13 protein-coding genes are annotated in these 16,566 nt (G+C 61.6%); 5 read left to right on the top strand and 8 right to left on the bottom strand.

The window, feature by feature from the left end; all coding sequences use genetic code 11:
* Window positions 1–168: 168 nt before the first annotated feature.
* A complete protein-coding gene (locus ACILSI_RS16905) occupies window positions 169–924 on the top strand; it encodes an exodeoxyribonuclease III (RefSeq protein ID WP_395723077.1) in 756 nt (251 codons plus the stop codon).
* Window positions 925–939: 15 nt separating this feature from the next.
* On the opposite strand, the gene ACILSI_RS16900 is transcribed toward ACILSI_RS16905, so the two are convergent.
* Entirely contained in the window at window positions 940–2,544 is a 1,605-nt protein-coding gene (locus ACILSI_RS16900) for an ATP-binding protein (RefSeq protein WP_395723076.1), read from the bottom strand.
* Between the two features lie 114 nt (window positions 2,545–2,658).
* Here ACILSI_RS16900 and ACILSI_RS16895 point away from each other — a divergent pair, with 114 nt between their 5' ends.
* Window positions 2,659–3,285, top strand: a complete 627-nt coding sequence (locus tag ACILSI_RS16895) for an RNA polymerase sigma factor (protein ID WP_395723075.1) — start codon at window positions 2,659–2,661, stop codon at window positions 3,283–3,285.
* 112 nt (window positions 3,286–3,397) lie between these two features.
* Window positions 3,398–7,282 (top strand): MBG domain-containing protein, encoded by a 3,885-nt coding sequence (locus ACILSI_RS16890; RefSeq protein ID WP_395723074.1) that lies wholly within the window; start codon window positions 3,398–3,400, stop codon window positions 7,280–7,282.
* A gap of 3 nt (window positions 7,283–7,285) precedes the next feature.
* On the opposite strand, the gene ACILSI_RS16885 is transcribed toward ACILSI_RS16890, so the two are convergent.
* The 5 genes from ACILSI_RS16885 to ACILSI_RS16865 form a co-directional block, all read right to left on the bottom strand.
* A complete protein-coding gene (locus ACILSI_RS16885; RefSeq protein WP_395723073.1) occupies window positions 7,286–8,332 on the bottom strand; it encodes an MlaD family protein in 1,047 nt (348 codons plus the stop codon).
* Between the two features lie 31 nt (window positions 8,333–8,363).
* Window positions 8,364–9,149 (bottom strand): ABC transporter ATP-binding protein, encoded by a 786-nt coding sequence (locus ACILSI_RS16880; RefSeq protein WP_395723072.1) that lies wholly within the window; start codon window positions 9,147–9,149, stop codon window positions 8,364–8,366.
* 2 nt (window positions 9,150–9,151) lie between these two features.
* Window positions 9,152–9,952 (bottom strand): MlaE family ABC transporter permease, encoded by an 801-nt coding sequence (locus tag ACILSI_RS16875; protein ID WP_395723071.1) that lies wholly within the window; start codon window positions 9,950–9,952, stop codon window positions 9,152–9,154.
* 89 nt (window positions 9,953–10,041) lie between these two features.
* A complete protein-coding gene (locus tag ACILSI_RS16870) occupies window positions 10,042–11,610 on the bottom strand; it encodes a cation acetate symporter (RefSeq protein WP_395723070.1) in 1,569 nt (522 codons plus the stop codon).
* Between the two features lie 47 nt (window positions 11,611–11,657).
* A complete protein-coding gene (locus ACILSI_RS16865) occupies window positions 11,658–11,948 on the bottom strand; it encodes a DUF485 domain-containing protein (RefSeq protein WP_395723069.1) in 291 nt (96 codons plus the stop codon).
* A gap of 148 nt (window positions 11,949–12,096) precedes the next feature.
* Between ACILSI_RS16865 and ACILSI_RS16860 the strand changes: the two genes are divergently transcribed.
* Window positions 12,097–12,891 (top strand): peptidoglycan recognition family protein, encoded by a 795-nt coding sequence (locus ACILSI_RS16860; RefSeq protein ID WP_395723068.1) that lies wholly within the window; start codon window positions 12,097–12,099, stop codon window positions 12,889–12,891.
* Between the two features lie 9 nt (window positions 12,892–12,900).
* Here ACILSI_RS16860 and ACILSI_RS16855 read toward each other — a convergent pair whose 3' ends face one another.
* Window positions 12,901–13,815 (bottom strand): alkaline phosphatase family protein, encoded by a 915-nt coding sequence (locus tag ACILSI_RS16855; RefSeq protein WP_395723067.1) that lies wholly within the window; start codon window positions 13,813–13,815, stop codon window positions 12,901–12,903.
* A gap of 121 nt (window positions 13,816–13,936) precedes the next feature.
* Here ACILSI_RS16855 and ACILSI_RS16850 point away from each other — a divergent pair, with 121 nt between their 5' ends.
* Entirely contained in the window at window positions 13,937–15,700 is a 1,764-nt protein-coding gene (locus tag ACILSI_RS16850) for an SLC13 family permease (RefSeq protein WP_395723066.1), read from the top strand.
* On the opposite strand, the gene ACILSI_RS16845 is transcribed toward ACILSI_RS16850, so the two are convergent.
* A complete protein-coding gene (locus ACILSI_RS16845; RefSeq protein WP_395723065.1) occupies window positions 15,692–16,564 on the bottom strand; it encodes a LysR family transcriptional regulator in 873 nt (290 codons plus the stop codon). The genes ACILSI_RS16850 and ACILSI_RS16845 overlap by 9 nt on opposite strands.
* Window positions 16,565–16,566: the final 2 nt, after the last annotated feature.

Below are 16,566 nucleotides of genomic sequence, written 5' to 3'. Positions count from 1 at the left end.
GCGGCAGCGTTGCAGCTTCTCTCCAGCGCACAGCAGCTCCATCCAGCGGTAATGCGGGGCCAGCAGGTCGAAACTCATGCCTTAGTCAAAGCCGGAACGACCGTTGTCCGCAACCTTGCCGATTCCCTTCTTTCCCATTCGCCGTTTTGGGCTTCAATCCGCCTCCGCATGAAACTCACCACCTGGAACGTCAACGGCATCCGCGCCTCGCTCAACAAAGGCCTTCGTGAATACCTCGTCTCAAGCGATGCCGATGTCATCTGCCTCCAGGAAACCAAGGCGCAGCAGGAGCAGGTCGATCTGTCCTGGTTCGCCGGTTATGACGCCGTCTGGAGCAGCGCGGAGAAAAAAGGCTACTCCGGCACGCTCATTCTCAGCCGTGTGCCCTTCCAAACGACCACGCTGGGCCTCGGCATCTCCGAGCATGATCGCGAGGGCCGCCTCATCACCGCCGAGTTCCCGGATTTTTATGTCGTGAACGTTTACACACCGAATTCGCAAGCTGAACTCGCGCGTCTTGGCTACCGCCTCACCTGGGACGCGGCCTATCGCGCGCATTTGAAGAAGCTGGAGAAGAAAAAGCCCGTCATCGCCTGCGGTGATCTCAACTGCGCGCATTTGGAGATCGACCTCGCCAATCCGAAATCGAACCGCATGAATCCCGGCTTCAGCGACGAGGAACGCGCCAGCTTCACGCAGCATCTCGACGCCGGTTTTCTCGATGTCTTCCGCCAGTTCGATCCCAATCCCGGCCGCTACACCTGGTGGACGCAACGCACGCCGGACGCCCGTGCCAAGAATATCGGCTGGCGTCTCGATTACTGGCTCGCCTCCGAAAAAATGCGCCCCGCGCTCAAGTCATGCACCATTCGTGACGACGTGCATGGCAGTGATCACTGCCCGGTGGAGCTGGTGGTGCAATAAAGAAGCAAAGCCTGCTTAATTCGGCTTCACAGCGTTCATCCTCACCGCAAAGACGGTCTCATCCTCCTGGGAGCTGACCAGCCGGAGTTCGGCCCCGTTGGCGCGGGCGAGTTCGGTGGCGATGTTGAGGCCGAGGCCGAAGCCGTCGGTTTGGCGATTGTGAGCGGCATCGCCGCGGAAGAAGCGTTCGAAGAGGCGTGACTGGTTTTCGGCCGGGATGGCCGGGCCGGTATTGGTGACGGTGAAGACAGCCTGCGTGTCCTGAGAGGCCAGACGAAGCGTGACGCGGCCCTGCGGGCGGTTGTATTTGATGGCGTTGCTGAGGAGGTTCTGGAAGATCTGGCGCATGAGCGAGCGGTCCGCATGAACGGCGATGCCGGGCTCAATTTGATGCTCCAGCACGAGTCCGGCCTGCTCGCAGAGGATTTCCGCGTCCTCAATGAGGCGGGAGAGGTCGGTGCTGAGATCGTAGGTGGCTGGATTGATGGGCAGACGGCCCGCGTCGGCCTGGGAGAGCAACAGGAGGCTCTGGGTGATGTTTTTGAGCCGGTTCGCCTCTTCAAACAATGAAACGAAGCGCTCGTGCTCCGCGCTGCCGGGCGTGGCATGGCGCACGGCGTCATCCAGCGTGGCGAGCATGACGGCAAGCGGTGTTTTGAGCTCGTGGGAGGCGTCGGCGGTAAATCGTGCGGCCTGCTGGAAGCTGCCTTGCAGACGCTCCATCATGCCGTTGAGCACATCAATGAGTTGGGCGAACTCGCGGTCGTCATCGCGCTGCAAAGGGATGCGCTCGGCGAGATCGCTGGCATTGAGCCGCTGAGCCGTGGTGACGACGCGTTCGAGCGGGCGCATGGCACGTTTGGAGGTCCACCACGCGCCGAGACCGGCTAGGGCGAGCGCCAGCACACCCATGCCAGCGAACCAGCGGGCCATGCGATGCAGCTCGGCGTAATAATCGGTGAGCGAAAGCCCGATGAACAGAGTGTACTCCGGGCTGCTGAAAGCGCCGAAGCGCCAGTCGATGCCGCCGGAGCTTGCGGTGAACATTCCGGGCTCGCGCACCATGGGCATCTGCGGGCGAAAAGACGGGGCACGGCCCTGCGGAGGGCCTCCTTGGGGTCCGCGTGGGCGGAAGTCGGGTGGCAGTCCGAGGATTTCACCGAACTCTGGGTCAAACTGCGGCTGCTGGGGGTGTTTTCGTGCCCCGGGTGGCTGGCGTCCGGGGGCATCGTCTGGCGGCGCGCGCCTGATCTCCTCCTGGGTGGGAAATTGAGCGCGGAACTGTTCCTCAAGATCTTTGGGGGCGTTTGGCGTGGCGAAAAGAGTCTTGCCGCGCTGGTGCTCTTTCACGAGCAGGACAGCGGTGGCGTTTTGCGCGGGAGAGGTGCCGAAAACAAGATCGGCGATGAGTTTGAACTCCTCATCCGACGTGCGCGGGTCGATCCGGCTCCACACCCGCTGGGCCGGGGCGGTGATGCGGTCGTCCACGCTGCGCTCCAGCACGCGGCCCGCATACCACCACGCCGCCGCGCCAAAGGAGGCCACGAGCAGGCCGGCCACGAGCATCGTCTGCAAGACCAGACGAAGGCGGAAGCTGTGGGTGTTCGAGGAGATGCTCATGGCGCGGGTGTGACAACGTGAGTTTCATGCGCGTAACAGCGCCGCGCATGCAGATAAATTCCTTTTAATGTTCACACGGCGGGTGCTGTCATGCGCCGTGGCTCCAATGCCTGCATGAACCCCGCAGTCAGCCCCGCCGCCTCTCTTCACGACACCGCCGCGCTCTACCGCCGCCACTGGCCCGCCATGTGCGCCTACGCGCGGGCGAAGGGCTGTGAAACCCATGATGCCGAGGACGCGGTGCAGGAACTTTTTGCCCGGCTCGTGGCCCAGGGCCAGCATGAGCGGGCGGCGGCTATCGCCGACCCTGATGAACAGGCCGCCTTCCTGCTGGCACGGCTGCGCACGCATTTGATCAAGCGCTGGCGGCACCGCACACGCCTGCGGCGTGGCGGCGGCGTAGTTTGCTTCTCACTGAGCGATGAGAATGGTGAGAACATCGACGTGGCGGATTCACATGCGTCACCGGATCTCGAACTCGACCGCAACTGGGCCAGAAGCGTGATCGATCGTGCTTTGAACTGCATCAGCCTGGAACTGCAAGCGCAGGGACGCAGTGATGTGTGGGGCTGCCTGGAGGCGAACTTTGACCACTGCGGCCACGCCGAGCGTCCCCGCAGTGGCGCTCTGCGGACAGCCCTGCACCGCGCCAGACGGCGGCTGCGTGCCCTGCTTTGTGAGGAAGCCCACACCGACCCCAGTGAGAATGCCTGCCACATGCTTCACGCCGCGCTAGCTTGAGAAAGTGGCGAGGACGGCCGCCCTCGAACCGGGCCAGTTGGTTGAACGAGAGTTGGTTGATTGACGTCAGTAGTCGTCCTCTGCTAAAACTCGCCCCTCTTCCCACCCCACCATGCGGCCTCGTTTCTCTGCACTCCTTCTCTGCCTCATCGGCCTGCTGACCTTTGCAGGCACCAGCTTGGCAGCTCCAAACGCGCCTACGGCGCTGGGCGGGGCCATCATCGATACCTCGACCGTTTATCTTTCGTTCGATGACAACTCCACCGATGAAACGGGCTGGGACATTTACGTCCCGGCTAGCAATCAGCATCTCCAGGTGCTCTCAGGTGCTGGCAACACCAATGCAACCACTACCGGGACGGGGAATGTGCTCGTCGCTCTCACTCTCCCAGCAAACAGTCCCGTAACCCTACAGGTAGCCTCATATGCTGGTACCGTCGGAAACATCTCGGCCTACACCAATTCCATCACCATCACGAATGCCGATTTCAATACTCCGGCCATCGCCCTGGTGACCAACACCAATGAGACAGCCGTGAGGCTAGCCATTGTGGACAACGCCTCTGGGGAGGCTGGGTATTTTTATGAGTATCGAGTCCCGCCTGCGGCATTTGCCTCGGGCGGCAATACCGGGCCCAGCGTGTCCAATGTGCCCTTCTCCGGTCTCGCGCCAGGCTCCTCCTATGAGTTTCGCATTCGTGGTTTCAAAGGCACTGCCGGCAGTCCCACGAGCCTCACACCCAGCTACTCAAATGCCTACGCCATCAGCACGCCATTCAACGCTCCCACGGGTTTCACGGCCACGGTGCAAAACGACTCCACGGTGCTCTTCACCTGGGCAGACAATTCCAGTGCAGAGACGGGTTATGAAATCCAATACAGCATCGCCTCAGCGAACAATTTCAAGAAGCTCGGTACGGCCAACGCCAATGCCACCAGCATCACCTTGGGCGGCCTCAGTCCGGGGCAGTCCAGCCTCAGCCCCGGCCAGTCCTATGATTTCAAAGTGCGCGCCATTTTTAACAACGGCATCGATGTCAGCAGCTCGGCCTTCTCATCGGTTGTAACCAGGTCCACCAAGGACGGTTTCACCAGCGCCACCTACAAGCAGATCCCCCACAACCAGTCTTTCACTTACCAGGCGGTCGTCACCGCCCTTTCCTCTCGCAGTTCCTGGAACATCACTGGACTGCCCACGGGACTCACTTTCAACAGCACCACCGGTCAGATCACCGGCACCCCGACGGTAACCGGGGTTTTTAACTGCCCCATGACCGCGACGTTCGCCAGCGGTGCCACGGCCAGCACCACCCTGACACTGCGCGTGGTGCTGCCACCGATTGCTGCGACGCCCATACCGGCTCAAACCTTCACCATCGGTGGCAATGCCTCTATTCCTCTGGCAGACAAGTTCTCCGACCCCGATACCACGTCTGCCGCGCGGCTGGTCACCAACCAAGGCACCATGGACTTCATCCTCTATGACACGACTACATCGACCCAGAACGCGACACCGCTGACAGTGAGCAACTTCCTCGGTTACATTCGCAATTTCGGCGTCTCAGACACGACCAACAAATACGACGGAGCCGTCTTCCACCGATCCATTCCAGGCTTTATCGTCCAAGGCGGTGCCTTCAAGGTCCAATCGTCGCCGAATAACTTCTCCGCCATCACCACCTCGCCATCACCCACCAACGAACCGGTCAACTCCAATTCCCGTGGCACGGTGGCCATGGCCAAACTCAGCGGCAATGCCAGCAGCGCGACCAATCAGTTCTTCGTCAACCTCGCTGATAACAGCGCCATTCTTGACGGCCAGAACGGTGGCTTCACCGCCTTCGCCCGCGTCGCTGGCAATGGCATGGCTGTGGCAGATGCCATCGCTGCGCTGCCAACCGTGGATTCCCTGGTCAACTTCGCAGGTGTCTCCAACGCCTCCCTGACCGACTGGCCGCTCACCAGTAGCAGCTCTGCCATGGATACGACCAAGGTGGTCTCCATCACTTCGGCCATCAAGAACGTGCCTGTGATGACCTACGCCATCACCGGCAACACCAATTCCACCGCTGTAAGCGCAAGCATTAGCACGACGGTGGACGGCAGCGGTATCAGCAGCAGCAGCCTGCAGATCAATGGTGGCTCCATCGGGCAGAGCGACGTGACGGTGACTGCGACGGATCTGGATGGGAATACGGTTTCCCAGACATTTACCGTGACAGCGGGTCAGGCACCAGTCTTCACCAACGGCCCGCCGCCCAGCCCTGCACTCGTGGGCACGGCCTATAACTTCGCCTATAGCGCGTCCGGTTTTCCTGTGCCTGCCTTTTCACACACGGGAACGCTGCCACCTGGCCTGACCCTGAGCAGCACGGGCGTCATCAGCGGCACACCGACGACTGCGGGCACTTACTCCGACATCGTGGTGACAGCGAGCAACGGTGTGGGCGCTGCACCCACGCAAACGATTAGCATCACAGTCGATCAAGCGCCCGCGATCACCAGCGCCGCGCCAGCAGCGGGTGTCGTTGGCACTGCATATACTCACACGTACGCAGCGACTGGTTCTCCTGCGCCGACTTACAGCCTCACCGCAGGTGCGCTGCCAGGTGGCCTCACTGTGAGCAGCGCCGGCGTTATTTCCGGCACACCGACCACCGCGGGCATATTCACCGGAACCGTCACCGCCTCAAGCAGCGCAGGCACCCACCCGCAGGCCTTCAGCATCACCATCCAGAAGGCAGCAGCCACCGTGGCGCTCGGAAGTCTGGCGCAAACATACACCGGCAGTCCGCTGGCAGCCACGAGCACGACCACTCCATCGAACCTCAACGTCACCTACACTTATGACGGCTCCAGCACGACGCCGACCAATGCTGGCAGCTACGCGGTCGTGGCCACCATCAATGAGCCGAATCATACCGGCACCGCCAGCGGCACGCTAGTGATCGCGAAAGCTGCGGCGACGTTAACCCTCGGCGGTCTGGCACAAACGTTCGATGGCAGTGCAAAAGCCATTTCAGCCACGACCACGCCCGCCGGTCTCACGGTGACCTTCACCTACAACGGTTCGGCCACGGCACCGACAAACGCAGGCAGTTATGCGGTGGTTGGCACCATCAGTGATACCAACTACTCCGGCTCAGACAGTGGCACCCTCGTCATCGCCAAAGCGGCTGCCACGGTAAGTCTCGGCAGTCTCGCACAAACCTATGATGGCAGCGCCAAAGCGGCCACCGCGACAACATCGCCGACAGGCCTCACGGTGAACTTCACCTACGACGGATCGGCCGCAGCACCGACGAATGCAGGCAGTTACGCCGTGATCGGCACCATCAACGACACCAACTATGCCGGTGCGTCGCCCCCCGGCACCCTGGTCATCGCCAAAGCCACAGCCGGCGTGACACTGGGAAATCTGACACAGACTTATGACGGCAACCCCAAAGCGGCTTCCGCCAGCACCAGCCCGGCAGGACTCTCCGTCAGCCTCACCTACAACGGCTCCAGCACCGCGCCGAGCAGCCATGGCAGCTACGCTGTCGCCGCCACCGTCAATGACGCCAATTACAACGGCTCGAACTCCAGCGCGCTGATCATTCAAGGCCAGTCCATCGCCGGCTGGCGCGCCCAGCATTTCAGCCCGGAGCAGATCACCGCCGGTCTTGCCGCCGATGACGCCGATCCTGATGGCGACGGATGGAAAAACCTCGCCGAATACGCTCTCGGCATGAATCCTACGAGCCGCAACCCGGCCTTGCTGCCTGTGCGTGATGCCAACGGCCTGACCCTCACCTTCACACGACCCAAGGACATGCCGGATGTCACTTACGGCGCTCAATCGACGGACAATTTCGACGGCTGGGACGCGCTGACGCTTGAGCTTGTCAGCGACGGGCCGGTGCAGACCATGCGCGCGCGTGATCCGCTCACCAGCGGCAATCCCAGCCGCCGCATCATGCAGTTGATCTTCGACTTGCCGCCCCCGATCGAGTGAGCCTTAGCGGAAGATGCCGCGTTTCGGCTGCTCCTCGGTCTGTTTCTTCTGCTCCCCGCTGCGAACTTTTTCGGCGGTGTCTTTGTACCAGAGCGGACCGTTGACCTTGAAGTTGTAGATCAGGTCGCGGAAGTCGGCCATGAGGCGCTGATCGTTCATGAGGGCTCCGAGCAGTCCCTTGCCGGAGGAGATGTTTGCGGCGGCAGCGGAGAAGCTGTCGGCGGCTTTTTTGATGGATTGCAGGGATTCGTCCGCCTTGGCCATGACCTTGTCTGCCTTGGCGATGGCGGGGTCGAGCTTGTCAAACATGGGCCCGAGTTTCTTGCTGGAGTCCTCGACGTTTTTAGCGGCGCTTTTGAAGCTGGCAGCGGCGTCCTTCAAATCGGTGAGCGCGATTTTGAGATTCTGCGCGTTTTCGTCCCCGAGCACTTTTTCATCGACGCGTTTGAGCGTGTTGTTGAGGTGTTCCATGCCTTCCTTGAAGTTCTGGATGGTGGTGTCGGAGAGCGCGCCTTTGTTAACCTTGCTCATGGCTCCCTTGATATCCTGGAGGGCGATTTTTACCTCGTCGAGCACCACATCGACCTTGTCGCCGACGTTTTTGGCAGTGCTTTGCAAATCGGAGAGGCCGCCAGCTTTTTCGCCCTCAATGATCTGGTCGTAGTCATGCGGCAGGAAGACATCGGTCACCTTGCCGCTGGGCTTGATTTCGATCAAAGCGTCCCCCATCAAGCCGGCGGAACCGACGGCAAAGGTGGCGTCGGCGGGGATCATCACATCCTTGAACAACTCCAAGTCGATGATGACACCGGAGAAGGTGGCATTGAGCTCGGGCTTGCGCTTCACCTTGCCCACGCGGGAGCCGCCAAGAAAAACGGGGGAGCCTTCCTTGATGCCGGAAGCGTTTGGAAAGGCCACACGAAGCTCATAGGTGTCCTTGAACACCTCGCGCACGCGCCCAAACTGCAAAATGAGGCCGCCGAGCAGCAGCAGCCCGACGAACAAGAACAGTCCGACGAGCATTTCGGTTTTTTTGTCGCTGTCGATCATAGGAAGGGAGGTTTTGAGGGTAAGGAGGAGGTCAGCAGGTCACATCGGAACGACCGTTGATGAAATCTTGCACGATGGGGTCAGGCGAGGCGCGCAGTTCGTCCGGCGTGCCGAGGAAATGTATTTTGCCGCGATAGAGCATAGCCACACGGTTGGCGATTTTGAAAATGCTGCGCATATCATGCGTGACGATGATGGAGGTCACGCCGAAGCGCTTTTGCATGCGCAGGATCATCTGGTCGATGATGTCGGAGCCGATGGGGTCGAGGCCGGAGTTCGGCTCGTCGTAAAGGATGCACTCGCTGTGGCAGATGATGGCGCGGGCGATGCCGGTGCGCTTGCGCATGCCGCCGGAGAGGGCGGTGGGGTATTTGTCCAGATGCTCGGCGAGATCGACGGCCTCCAGCGCCTCCAGCACACGGCGTTTGACCTCCGCCTTGTCGCGCACGCCGCTTTCGATCAACGGGAAGGCCACATTTTCCTCCACGGTCATACGATCAAACAGCGCGGCACCTTGAAACAACATGCTGACTTTCTGGCGGATCGGGGCCATCTCGCGCTCCTTGAGCTTGTTGACGTGCATGCCGCCCACGAAGACATCGCCGCTGTCTGGTCGGATGAGACCGATGATGTGCTTCATCGTCACCGTCTTGCCCTCGCCGCTGGGGCCGATGATGCAGAGCGTCTCGCCGTGCTTCAACGTGAGGTCGATGCCGCTGAGAATCTCCTGCTTGCCGAAGCGCTTGTGAATGCCCCGCAGCTCGATGAAGACATCGGCGTCGTTGCTTGCGGCGGGGCTGGGAGCGGGGGCGGCCATGGTCAGACGGAGCCGATGGGGAAGACGTAGTTCAACAGAATGGAGAGGAAGAAATTCACGATCAGCAGCACCAGTGAGGAGATGACCACCGCGTTCGTGGTGCCCGTGCCCACGCCCACGGCTCCGTTCTCCGCCGCCAGGCCCTGGTGGCAGGAGATCAGCGTGATGATCATGCCAAAAACGAAGCCCTTGATCATGCCGATGCTCAAATCCTCCATGTTCGTGTGGTCGATCATGTGCGTGAGATACCAAGCGGAGGGCATGTCGTAGCCGAAGCTCGTCACCATGTAGGAGGCGATCAGGCCGAAGGAGATGCTCTCCGCCACGAGGAATGGCATGGAGATCATCATGGCCAGGAAGCGCGGCAGCACGAGATAATCGACCGGATGCACGCCCATGACGCGCAGCGCATCCACCTGCTCGGTGACTTTCATGGTGCCAATGTCCGCCGCCATCGCCGCGCCGACGCGGCCCGCCACCATCAATCCGGCCAGCACCGGCCCCAGCTCACGGCACAGCGCCACGGAAACCACCGCGCCCACCGTCGTCTCAAAACCAAACTCCTTGAACTTCGCGTAGCTCTGAAAGGTGAACACCGCGCCCGTGAAGGCCCCGGTCACGATCACCACGCCTTGGGAGCCGTAGCCGATGGCCACGATTTGCTGTGCCACCAGTTTCAGCCTCCACACCCCGGAACGCAGTGCGATCATGAGTTCACCAGCCAGCGCGGCGAGTTGGCCGAGGTAACTCAGAAAATGAAAAAACACGCGACCCGGCAGGGTCAGCAATCCGTTGGCATCCATCGCCGCCCATCATGGCATGATGTGGCGTGAAGGCAAATCACCATGCCGACACCTGAATATTGGCTTTCCCGGTGTTTTTCCGGGGGATCTCAATGCGCCGTGGCCTTCTCGGAGCCGAGGCCGGTGTGGGCGCGGACGGTGAGTTCGGCGAATTTGGCCTCGGCCTCAGGATCGCGGGCGGTGAAGATCGTTCCAAGCCACGCGGCGAGGAAACCGATGGGGATGCTGACGATGCCAGGATTGCTCAGCGGGAAGGGGGCGTCTTTGCCATAAATGCCGCTGGGGCTGAGCAGGATGAGCACGATGGACGCCACCAATCCGACGGCCAGGCCGGCGACGGCTCCGGAAGTGTTGAAGCGCTTCCAGAACACGCTCAGCACAATGACCGGCAGGTTGGCGGACGCGGCGACGGAGAAGGCGAGGCCGACGAGGAAGGCGGCGTTCACGGTCGGCCCCAAATAAATGGCAAACGCAATGCTGGCAGCGCCGACGCAGAAGGCGGTGATGCGCGCGACGCGGATTTCCTGGCCCGGACGGTTTTCTTTGCCGTGATGAATGACGTTCGAGTAAAAATCATGCGCGAAGCTGGCGCTGGCGCTCATCGTGAGACCGGCGACGACCGCGAGGATGGTGGCGAAGGCCACGGCGCTGATGAAGGCGAAGAACAACTCCCCGCCGAGCACTTGGGCGAGAACGGGCGCGACCATATTGACGTCGAGTTTGCCGGCGGTGGTCAGGGTCGCTTTGTCGATGATCGTCGCCGCGCCGAACCCGAACAGCGTCGTCATGATGTAAAACAGCCCGATGATGGCCATGGCCCACACGACGCTGGAGCGGGCGGTTTTGGCGTCCGGCACGGTGTAAAAGCGCACGAGGATGTGCGGCAGACCCGCAGTGCCAAGAACAAGGCCGATGCACAGCGAAATGAGGTCAATGGGCCCCCATGGTCCGGCGACCGCGACGCCGAACTTCAAGCCCGGCTCCATGAGGTTCTTCGGCGCCGCACTGCCACCATAATCGGCGTGGGCCACGGCATCGAAGAACTTGGTGAAGCTGAAGTCGTGGAACTGGAGGACGAGATAGCTGAGCAGCAGCGCGCCAACCATGAGCAGCAGCGCCTTGATGATCTGCACCCAGGTCGTGGCGAGCATGCCGCCGAAGACGACATAGACGAGCATCAGCACGCCCACGCCGATCACTGCGGGCTCGAAGTTGATGCCGATGAGCTGCTTGATGATCGCGCCCGCGCCGACCATCTGCGCGATCATATAGAAGGTGGAGACCACCAGCGTGCTGAGGGATGCGAGCGCGCGCACGGGCCGTGGTTTGAGACGATACGCGAGCAAGTCGGCCATCGTGTATTTCCCCGCGTTCCGCAGCGGCTCGGCGACGATGAGCAGCACGGTGATGTAGGCGACGAGGAAGCCCACGGAATACATGAAACCGTCATAGCCGGCCACATAAATCATGCCCGAGATGCCCAGGAAACTGGCGGCGCTCATGTAGTCACCGGCGACGGCAAGACCGTTCTGCCAGCCGGTGATGCTGCGCCCGGCGGCGAAGTAGGCGCTAGCGCCCGTGTTTTTCTTCGCGGCCCAGAAGGTGATGAGCAGCGTGAGGCCGACGAAGGCCAGGAACATGATGAGAGGGGCGGACATAGGAGGTAAATGACGAATGCAGAATGACGGAAGCCAAGGGGGCGGAATCAGCCCTGGCCGTGAATGACAGCGGCGGCGGCCTTGTCCCATTGTGTCGCGACGCGCACATAAAGGAAGGCCATGACCCAGGCCATGATGAACTGTGACAATGCGAAGACGTAGGCCACGTTAACCTCACCCCAGACCTTCGTTTTCATCATTTCCGGGAAGTAGCCCACGAGCACCGGCAAGGCGAGATAGTACAGCATGCCGAACACAAAAGCGGGAACGATGAACGCCTTCTTTTTCGCCAGCAGCGCGCGAAACTCCGGCTTCGCCTCCAGTTGTTCCCAATTCACAGATGATTTTTCGCTCATAGAGGGCGGGAGGTTAGGGACTGCGCTTCTCTTTGGCAAGCGCGGTGTCTTCACGGGGCGTTTTTTCCTCGACATTCCTCGCCCGCGTTGATGAAATGCCGTGTCTGCTTAACTCCACCAGCCACTCATCATGGGATTCGAAAACGTTGGCAAAGTCTGGACCCCGCAGGGTCTTCAGGAACTTCTCGGCACGCTTACCAAGCCGGATTGGTGTGATTCCATCACGCTGCACCACACCGCCGCGCCCTCGCTGGCACAGCGGCCGGACGGCTTCAACGCCCAGCACATCAAAAACATCCAAAGCTTCTACCAAAACGAGCTCGGCTGGTCCTCCGGGCCGCATTTGTTCGTGGATGACGACCAGCTCTGGGGCATGTGCGACTTCCGCCGCAAGGGCATCCACGCCGTCAGCTTCAACAAGCGCTCCATCGGCATCGAGGTGCTGGGAGACTACGACAGTGAAAGCGCGAAGACCGGGCGCGGTCTCGACTGCTGGAAGACGGCCGCCGCTGCCACGAAGGTGCTACTCGCCTGGCTGGGACTCCCCCCCAACGCCAGCACCGTGCTGTTCCATCGGGACGACCCCAAGACCTCGAAGACCTGCCCAGGCAGGAAGGTGGAAAAAGAATGGGTGCTCGACCTCGTCGCCAAAGCTGATGCTGCGGCGGATGACACCGCGCATGCGAAGCCGACGCTCGACGTGACACTGAAAAGCACCGAGTGGCGCTTCGTCGGCGAGCGTTGGTGCATCCCGGTGCGGGTGTATCTGCTCAAAAGAGGAGTGGCCGATGCGGAGATCGCCGCCAAGCTCAAGAAAACCGCCACTGGCTTCCACTTTGACGACGAACTGCTCGAAGGTGCGTTCTACGACAAAGACAGCTCGATGACTTGGGCACCCGCTCGTGAGTTAATCGACTTGGTTTGAGGCTGCGGCTCACTCAAACGCGCTCGTCACCGGCTTGCCGTCAAATTCGGCGGGCAGCGGCACATCCAGCAGCCACAGCGCCGTCGCGGCGGTGTCGTAGGTCGTCACAGGATCGGTGATGGTGAAGTTTTTCTTCACGCCCTTGCCCCAGGCCACCCAGGGGATGAGCATGTCATCAGGAATGTTCAGGCCGTGTGTTTTGTCATGTCCGCCGTGGTCGGCGCTGATGAGCACCACGCTGGAATCGGCGATGCCTGCGTCTTTGATGGCCTGCCAGACCTGCCAGAGCGCCTGATCGGTGACTTTGAGTGCCTCTTTTTGCTGCGGCGAACCCCAGCCGTCTTTGTGCCCGGCGGTGTCCGGGTCGGGAAAGTGGATGAAACAGAGCCGTGGCTTGTGCTCCTTGATCCACGGCGCGGCCTGTTTGGCGACCATCTGGGAGGGCTTTTTGTCCTTCTCGATCTCGGGCGAGCCGGCCACCGGGGCCGTTGTCTGCGGCCCGCCGAAGTCAAAGAGGTCCACCGAGTCCTTCAGCCACAGGTGGCGGAACTTGATCTTGCCCACAAACATCGCGGTCACCGCCTTGGGATCGCTGGCTTTCAGCAAGGAAAACACCGTGGGCACCTTCACCGGGCCCCGGATCGGCGTGAAGGCGTTCCACAGGACCTGATGCTTGTCCGGTCCCACGCCCGTGAGCATCGAGGTGTGCGAGGGCAGCGTGAACGAGGGAAAAATCGTGCTCGCCTGCCAGGTTACCGCGCCTTCGGCGGCGATTTTCTTCAGCGTGGGCGTCTCCGCCTCCGCCACGACCGCCGGCTTGGCTCCGTCGATGCTGACAATAAACACATGCTCGGCACGCGGCGCGGCGTTGGCGGTGAAGGCAAGAGCCAGGACGGATGAAATGAGGCAGGTGGTGAAACGCATGACAATGAGAGCGCGGAATAACGCCACATGGGGCGCATTGCTTCCAAAACATTGCGGCGTTGTTGTTGCAGCGCTTGCGCCTTGAGCGGCCTCGCACCCTGCGCCAAGGATGTCGCCGTTCATGGAAGCCTGGATCGTCATCTCACTGCTCATCATTGCCGTCATCGCCTTCGCCACGGAGAAAATCTCCGTGGACCTGGTCACGCTGGCGATGCTCTGCGTGCTCGTGCTGTGCGGCATTTTGAAGCCGGACCAGGCCTTTGCCGGTTTTGGTGACCGCGTGATCATCCTGCTGGCCGCGATTTTCGTCATCGGCGCGGCTTTGCGTGAAACGGGTGTGCTGGACATGATGGGTGGCATGCTGGCACAGACCTTTGGCACGCAGCCCAAGCGGCTGATGGGCTTCATGATGGCCGTGGTGGGCGGTGTTTCCGCCTTCATGAACAACACCACCGTCACCGCCGTGTTTGTCGGCCCGGTCATCGGGCTTTCCCGTCGGCTGCGCATCCCCCCCTCGCGTTTGCTCATGCCGCTGGCCTTTGCCTCGCTCATGGGCGGCACCTGCACGCTGATCGGCACCTCCACAAACGTCGCCGTGAGCGGCGCCATCACCAAACTGGGATTGGAGCCGTTCCAGATGTTCGAGTTCACCCTCGTCGGCGTGGTACTCATGATCACCGGCATCCTCTACATGATCTTCATCGGCACCCGCATGGTGCCAGAGCGGGACAGTGCCTCCGTGGCTGCGGGCGATGCCATGCGGGAGTACCTCGCCGAGGTCGTCGTCCTGCCGAATTCACCGCTCATCGGCCAGGAGGCCTTCGATTCCGACTTTTCCGCGCTCGAATTTCAGGTTCTCAAAATCCGCCGCGACGACCTGCCGCTCGACGCGGGGCCGAATCTCCGCTTTGAGGAGGGAGATGTCGTGCTCGTTGCCGGGAAGGTGGAAAATCTCATCAAGGTAAAGAAGATCGAGGGGCTCGACATCCTGGAGGACGTCACGCTGCGCAGCTCCGGCATCGACATGCGCGACGCGCAAGTCGCCGAGGTCGTCCTTTCGCCACGTTCCGGCATGGTCGGGCACTCCTTGCGGGAAAACAACTTCCGCCAGCGCACCGGACTCTCCGTCCTCGCCCTCATGCGCGGAGACCGCTCCCTGCTCCATCACATGGCGGATGAAAAATTGCACGCGGGCGACGTGCTCCTGCTCCAGGGGCCGAACGAACGCTTCCACTCCATTGAGGAAGGTGGCGACATCGTCGTGCTTACCCAGCATCAGTTCAGCGCCGAGGCACGGCGGCGCGGCTTCAGGCTGCTCGGCGCGTTTGCGCTCGCTGTGCTCGCCAGCAGTGTCGGCTGGGTGCCGGACACCATCGCCTTTGTCATGGTCGCCATGCTGGCCGTCTTCACGCGTTGCATCAAGCTGGAGAACGCCTACGCCAACATCGACTGGCGGCTGCTCATCCTCATCGGCGGCATGATGGCCTTCGGCCAGGCCATGCAAAGCTCCGGTGCCGCCGACATGGTCGCCGCCGCCATCACGGGCTGGCTGCAACCCTGGGGCGTGTTTGCCGTTTTCGCCGGCTTCTGCGTGCTGACCATCCTGCTCACACAGCCCATGTCGAACGCCGCCGCCGCGCTCGTCGTGCTGCCTGTCGCCATGCAGGCCGCCGCGTCCATGGGGGCCAATCAGCGTGCCTTCGCCATCGGCGTCATGCTCAGTGCCTCCGCCTCCGTGCTCACACCCTTCGAGCCGAGCTGCATTCTCGTCTATGGCCCCGGCAAATACCGCTTCGCCGACTTCATCAAAGTCGGCGGCGGCCTCACCTTCGTCATGCTCCTCGTCGTGCTGGCGATGGTGCCGATGTTCTGGCCGCTACGTTAATTCCCCCGCCACCGCCGTCGCCTCAGCGAGAAAGACCTCTCCCAGCGGCGAGAGCCGCCCGGTCCACAGCGCGCCGAAGCTCAGCGGCGGGAAATCATCGAGTGCGAGGGCTTTGACACCGGCGGGCAGTTCGACCCGGGGATGACGCAGGGCCAGTCCGGCGCCGAAACCTTCGGCGACATAACGCAGCACGAGATCGAGGCTGCCGACTTCGAGGCTGGGCAGCCATTCCAAGCCACGCTGACGCAGTGCGGCCTGGAACGAGCGCGACAGCACGTCATTCGCCTCCAACGTCACCAGCGGCAGGTCGATGCGGTCCTTCTCAAAGATCTGCGAAGCCTGCGCGACGCCGCTCTGCTTTGTCACGAGCAGCACCATCGGCAGGCGCAGCAGTTCGCGCGCCTCGATGTTCGCAGCCGTCTTGTCCATCAGCGTGCTGAGGCCGATATCGATCTCTTGCGCGGCCAGCAGCGCCTCGATCTCCTGCTGCCGACCATGCGTGAGGGTGAAATGAAAGCCCTTCACCCGCCGTCGCATTCGGGCCAGCAACTCCGGCAGGTAATCCCGCTGCACAATCTCGGCTGCCGAGATGCGCAACCGCGTCTCACCACCGCCTCGCAGGCGATCAGCCATTTCCGCGAGACCGCTGAAAAACGGCATGGCAAAATCGTAGAGCGCCTGACCCTCGCGCGTTAGTTGAAACGGTCGCCGCTGATACAACGTGACACCGAGCGCGTCCTCGAGCTGCAGAATCTGCGCGCTGATGGCCGGCTGCTGGATGCCATACGGCATGGCCCGCGCCGCTGCGCTCACGCCGCCGTGCCGCGCCACATAGTAAAAAAGTTCAAGGTGATGGACGTTCATGA

The sequence above is a fragment of the Prosthecobacter sp. genome, assembly GCF_044232965.1.
Taxonomy (GTDB): Bacteria; Verrucomicrobiota; Verrucomicrobiia; order Verrucomicrobiales; family Verrucomicrobiaceae; genus Prosthecobacter.
The sequence above is the reverse complement of the archived record's forward strand: the minus strand, read 5'-3'. Positions and strand labels throughout refer to the sequence as shown.